We start from the raw sequence: 5,054 nt of genomic DNA on the forward strand, positions 1-5,054 counted from the left end.
CTCGCTCCCGCGGAGGTCGGCCGGGTCGCCCTCGGCGCGGGGATCGCCGTCAGTGAGCTCGTCCTGCAGGAGGCACGGCTCGAGGAGTCCTTCCTGGCCCTCACCGAAGCCCCGACCCGCGACCCGAGCCGAGCTCCGACCGCCGCGTCCACCGGAGGTGCCCGATGACCGCCCTCGCCGCGGAGTCCCTGAAGTTCCGGACCGTGCCCACCGGCCCCCGGCTGGTCCTCGCGGGAGGTGTCCTCGCCTGGCTGACCGCTGTGCTGTTCCTGGCCGGCCTGCCCGTCACCACCGGCCGCACCCTCGCCGAGACGCCCGCCGCCGATCTGGTCTCCGCCGCCGTCCTGGGCGTGGACGTCGCGGCCATCGCCCTGATCGTGCTGGGTGCCCTGACCGGCGGCACGGACCTGGCCACCGGGCTCGCCCAGCCGACCTACACCCTCGTCCCCCGCCGGGGCCGGGTGGTGCGGGCCAAGGCGGCGGTGGTCGTCGGTGCGGCCCTCGCCGCGGGGCTGTCGGCGGCCGTGGGCTGCGTGGCGATCGGGGTGCTGGCGCCCGTCGTCGTCGGGCTGCCTGCGGCGCCGCTGACGGGGGTGCGGCTCGCCCTCGGCGCGGTCGCCGCACCCGTCCTCTACGGCGTGCTCGCCCTCGCGGGAGCGCTGGTGCTGCGCAGCACGGGCGGCGGCATCCTCGTCGGGCTCGGGTTCCTGGTGCTCCCGACGGTGCTGGACTGGGTGCCGGGCCTCGCCGCGCTCAAGGTCGTCCTGCCCGCCGCCGCCGTGCACGGGCTCGCGGGCGTGTCCACGCCGGGCGACGCCGAGTACCTCGCCGCCGCGCCCGCGGCGCTGTCGCTGGTGGGCTGGGTGCTGCTCGCCGTCGCGGTGGCCACGTGGACGACCGGGCGCCGGGACGTGTGAGGCGGGCCCGTGTGAGGCTGGGCCGGTGAGCCGAACGTTCGTCGAGGAGGCCCGACGCCGCCAGATCGTGGAGTGCACGATCGACCTGGTCGCCGCGGAGGGCTTCGCCGCCGCCTCGCTGTCCGCCATCGCCCGCCGCGCGGGGATCTCCAAGGCCGCGGTGCTCTACCACTTCGCGAACAAGGAGGAGGTGCTCGCGGAGACGGTGGGCCACGTGCTCACCGCGCTGGTCGCCGAGGTCGGGGGAGCGGTCGACGCCGCGGGCCCCGACCCCCGGGCCATGCTGCTGGCCTACCTGCGCGGTTTCCGCACCCACCTGCGCGCCCACCGCAGCCACGTGCGCGTCCTCGCGGAGGCCTCGGCGGGGGGCGGCGCGGACCCCGCCGACCCGAGCCGCTCGCAGAACGTCGCGAGCATGATCGTCGCGGGCCAGGAGGCAGGCACCTTCCGCGACGGTGACCCCCGCACCTACGCCGTCCTCGTCAACGGGGCCCTCGACGGCCTGGTCGGCGAATGGCTGAACGACTCGTCCTACGACCTCGAGTCGGCGGGCGAGGTCCTCGACGCCGCCGTCCTGCGGATGCTGGAGCCGCACCCCTGAGCCCGGCCCAGCCCAGGACCGCAGCGGCGCATCGTGTCGGCCGCGCGACCGGTGATCATGGCCGGGGCCGCCGCTTCGGATCGGCCGCGCTCTCAAGATCGCCGGTGACGTGCACACAGCGCTGCCGTGACAGCAGTGTTGACACCCAACCAGCGATCTTGCCGCGCTGACAGCACGAAACGTGCGATCTTGAAAAGCGCGCCACCCGCACGCTGCCGGCGTGCCCCGCTACAGCGAGATGTGGGGGTCCGACTCCGTGGCCACCGAGTCGACGCCCTTCTCGGCCGTCTCCGCGACGAGGCGCGCGATGGAGGAGAGCGGGATGATCGCCCAGGTGGGGCGGGAGCGGGTCTCGTACAGGACCTCGTAGACCGCCTTGTCCAGCTCGAAGGCCCGCAGGACCGCGGCCTGGGAGCGGGGGTCGAGGCCGGACCCGAAGGCGTAGCCGTCGCAGAACGCCGAGCGGTTGCGGATGGCCCACTCGTCGGCGCGCCGGTAGACCTGCTGTTCCTCGTGCTCGTCCGCGTACTCGCCGAGCGCCGCCTGGTGGTACACGGCGTAGTCGAAGGAGCGGAGCATCCCCGCGACGTCCCGCAGCGGCGAGTCCATGCGACGCCGGTCGGGCAGCGGGGTGGCGGGCTCGCCCTCGAAGTCGATCAGCAGCCAGCCCCGCGGCGTGCGGAGGGTCTGGCCGAGGTGTAGGTCGCCGTGCACGCGCTGGCTCGGGATCTCGCCCTCGAGCGCCGCGTAGACCGCGCGGACGCCCGCGGCGTGCTCGGCCAGCTCCGGGACCTGGGCCACCGCGCCGTCCAGCCTGGCCAGCAGGGCCTCGCGCAGCTCGTCCGCCGACCGGGTGCCGGTGCCGAGGGCCTCGGCCAGCTCCTTGTGCACCACCGCGACGGTCTCACCGAGCCGCCGGGCCTCGCCCGCGAAGTCGCCGCCGACCTCGTTGGCGTAGAGGTCCGCCTCGGCGAACAGGTCCCGGACACTGGTCAGCGCCATCGCCCAGCCCTCGGCCGAGTTCGACGCGAAGTCCTGCAGCATGCCCAGCGTGGCGGGCTCGCCGTCGAGCGTGCCCTCCACCGCACCCTGCAGCGACGCGACCTGCTCGCTGCCGACCGACCGCAGCGCGCGGTGCAGCTCGAGGTCCGGGTTCAGCCCGGGGCTGACCTTGCGGAACAGCTTGAAGATGCTCTTCTCGCCGTAGGCGACGGAGGTGTTCGACTGCTCCACCCCGAGCAGCCGCCCCACCCCGGACGTCGGGAGCGAGACACCCGGCTCGGCCACGAACCGCACGTCCCCGTACTGCGAGCCGGACCGGATGGCCTGCAACAGGAACGCGGTGGCATCGTGGTCCCACATCGCGTCGTAGGCGATGCGGTCGCCCACGGCGCCGATGGTCGCGTACTCCAGCTCCGACCCGAGATGGTGCCGCCGCCCCACCAGCACCTGGTAGTGCTCGGGGAGCTCGGCGTCCGCGAAGTCCACGCGCAGCAGGCACAGGTCGAGGAGCAGGTCGCCCTCACCGATCAGCGACGTCTCGCCTGCCACGCCGACGGACACCACGGGCCTGCCCTTGGCCGGGAACCAGCGCTGCCGGGCCAGGTAGTCGGGCAGGTGGGCGGGCAACTCCTCGGCGAGTGCCGTCATGCATCGTCCTCCGCGGGTCGGATCTCGAACCAGTAGAAGCCGTGTCCGGGCAGCGTCAGCAGGAAGGGCAGCTGACCGATCCGGGGGAACGGCACGCCGCCGGTCAGCTCGTGGGGCACGTAGCCCTCCCACGAGGACAGGTCCAGCTCGACGGGCTGTGGGAACCGGCTCATGTTGTTGACGCACAGCACGGTGTCGTCCCCGTCCGTGCGCGTGTAGGCGAGCACCGACGGGTTCGACCCGCCCAGCTCGTGGTAGTCGCCGAGGCCGAAGGCGGTGTGCCGCTTGCGAACCTCGATCATGTGGCGGTTCCAGTGCAGCAGCGAGGTCGACGAGTTCGACTGCGCCTCGACGTTCACCGCCTGGTAGCCGTACACCGGGTCCATGACGATCGGCAGGTAGAGCCTGCCCGGGTCGCACAGCGAGAACCCGGCGTTGCGGTCCGGGGTCCACTGCATCGGGCTGCGGACGGCGTCCCGGTCGCCCAGCCAGATGTTGTCCCCCATGCCGATCTCGTCCCCGTAGTACAGGACGGGGGAGCCGGGCAGCGAGAGCAGGAGCGCGGTGAACAGCTCCAGCTGGTTGCGGTCGTTCTCCAGCAGCGGGGCCAGCCGCCGTCGGATGCCGATGTTGGCCTTCATCCGCGGGTCCTTGGCGTACTCCGCGTACATGTAGTCGCGTTCCTCGTCGCTGACCATCTCGAGGGTGAGCTCGTCGTGGTTGCGCAGGAAGATGCCCCACTGGGCGCCGGAGGGGATCGCGGGCGTCTGGGCCAGGATCTCCGAGATCGGGAAGCGGTTCTCCCGCCGGACGGCCATGAAGATCCGCGGCATCAGCGGGAAGTGGAAGGCCATGTGGCACTCGTCGCCGCCGACCTGCGCGTCCCCGAAGTACTCCACCACGTCCGACGGCCACTGGTTGGCCTCGGCGAGCATGACCCGGCCGGGGTACTCGTCGTCGAGCACCTTGCGGCAGCGCTTGAGGAAGGCGTGGGTCTCGGTGAGGTTCTCGCAGTTCGTGCCCTCGCGCTCGTACAGGTAGGGCACGGCGTCGAGCCGGAAGCCGTCGATGCCGAGGTCCAGCCAGAAGCGCAGGACGTCGATCATCGCCTCCTGCACGGCCGGGTTGTCGTAGTTCAGGTCCGGCTGGTGGGAGAAGAAGCGGTGCCAGTAGAACTGCCCGCGGACCGGGTCGTAGGTCCAGTTCGACGTCTCGGTGTCGACGAAGATGATCCGCGCGTCGGCGTAGCGGGTGTCGTCGTCCGACCACACGAAGAAGTCCCCGTAGGGGCCCTCCGGGTTGCGCCGGGACTCCTCGAACCAGGGGTGCTGGTCCGAGCAGTGGTTCATGACCAGGTCGGTGATGACCCGGATGCCCCGCTTGTGCGCCTCGTCGAGCAGCGTGACGAAGTCGTCGACCGTGCCGAACTCCGGCAGGACCGCACGGAAGTCCCGGATGTCGTACCCGCCGTCGCGCAGCGGGGAGTCGTAGAAGGGCGGCAGCCAGAGGCAGTCCACGCCGAGCCACTGGATGTAGTCCAGCTTCTCGGTCAGCCCGCGCAGGTCGCCGAAACCGTCCCGGTTGGAGTCGTTGAACGCCCGGACCAGCACCTCGTAGAAGACCGCCGACTTGAACCACTCGGGATCCACTTCGAGCGCACGAGCGTGGCCGAAATCCTCGGACCCGGGTTCCTCGACGAAGTGCTCGCTCGTCTCGCTCATCGCTTCAGAACTCTATCCGCCCACGGCCGGATCGTCAGCGCGGAGCGCGATCAGCCGGTCGCCGCGGCGTTCGCGGAGTCGACCGCCTTGCGCAGCGCCTGCGGCACCGGGCCGGTGCGCTCGCTCAGGGCCGTGATCCGCTCCTTCAGCGCCCGGGCCTCCCGC

Annotated in this window: 4 protein-coding genes; 2 read left to right on the forward strand and 2 right to left on the reverse strand. The window is 72.0% G+C overall.

Translation table 11 applies throughout. The annotated features are described in order from the left end of the window. The first annotated feature begins 164 nt into the window (after window positions 1-164). Together H5J29_RS20545 and H5J29_RS20550 are read left to right on the forward strand one after the other, a co-directional pair. The gene (locus tag H5J29_RS20545) at window positions 165-917 is read left to right on the forward strand and encodes a hypothetical protein (protein ID WP_181782680.1); all 753 of its coding nucleotides are present in this window, start codon (window positions 165-167) and stop codon (window positions 915-917) included. 25 nt (window positions 918-942) lie between these two features. After that, window positions 943-1,518, forward strand: coding sequence for a TetR/AcrR family transcriptional regulator (locus H5J29_RS20550; protein ID WP_181782681.1), 576 nt, complete (start codon window positions 943-945; stop codon window positions 1,516-1,518). Window positions 1,519-1,746: 228 nt separating this feature from the next. Here H5J29_RS20550 and H5J29_RS20555 read toward each other — a convergent pair whose 3' ends face one another. Together H5J29_RS20555 and treS are read right to left on the reverse strand one after the other, a co-directional pair. Beyond that, a complete protein-coding gene (locus tag H5J29_RS20555; protein WP_181782682.1) occupies window positions 1,747-3,168 on the reverse strand; it encodes a maltokinase N-terminal cap-like domain-containing protein in 1,422 nt (473 codons plus the stop codon). Then, window positions 3,165-4,889 carry a maltose alpha-D-glucosyltransferase gene (gene treS, locus H5J29_RS20560; protein WP_181782683.1) on the reverse strand — a complete coding sequence of 575 codons (1,725 nt, stop codon included), beginning with the start codon at window positions 4,887-4,889 and terminating at the stop codon, window positions 3,165-3,167. The genes H5J29_RS20555 and treS overlap by 4 nt, the downstream gene beginning before the upstream one ends. Window positions 4,890-5,054 lie beyond the last annotated feature (165 nt).

The sequence above is a fragment of the Pseudonocardia pini genome, assembly GCF_013870575.1.
Taxonomy (GTDB): domain Bacteria; phylum Actinomycetota; class Actinomycetes; order Mycobacteriales; family Pseudonocardiaceae; genus Pseudonocardia; species Pseudonocardia pini.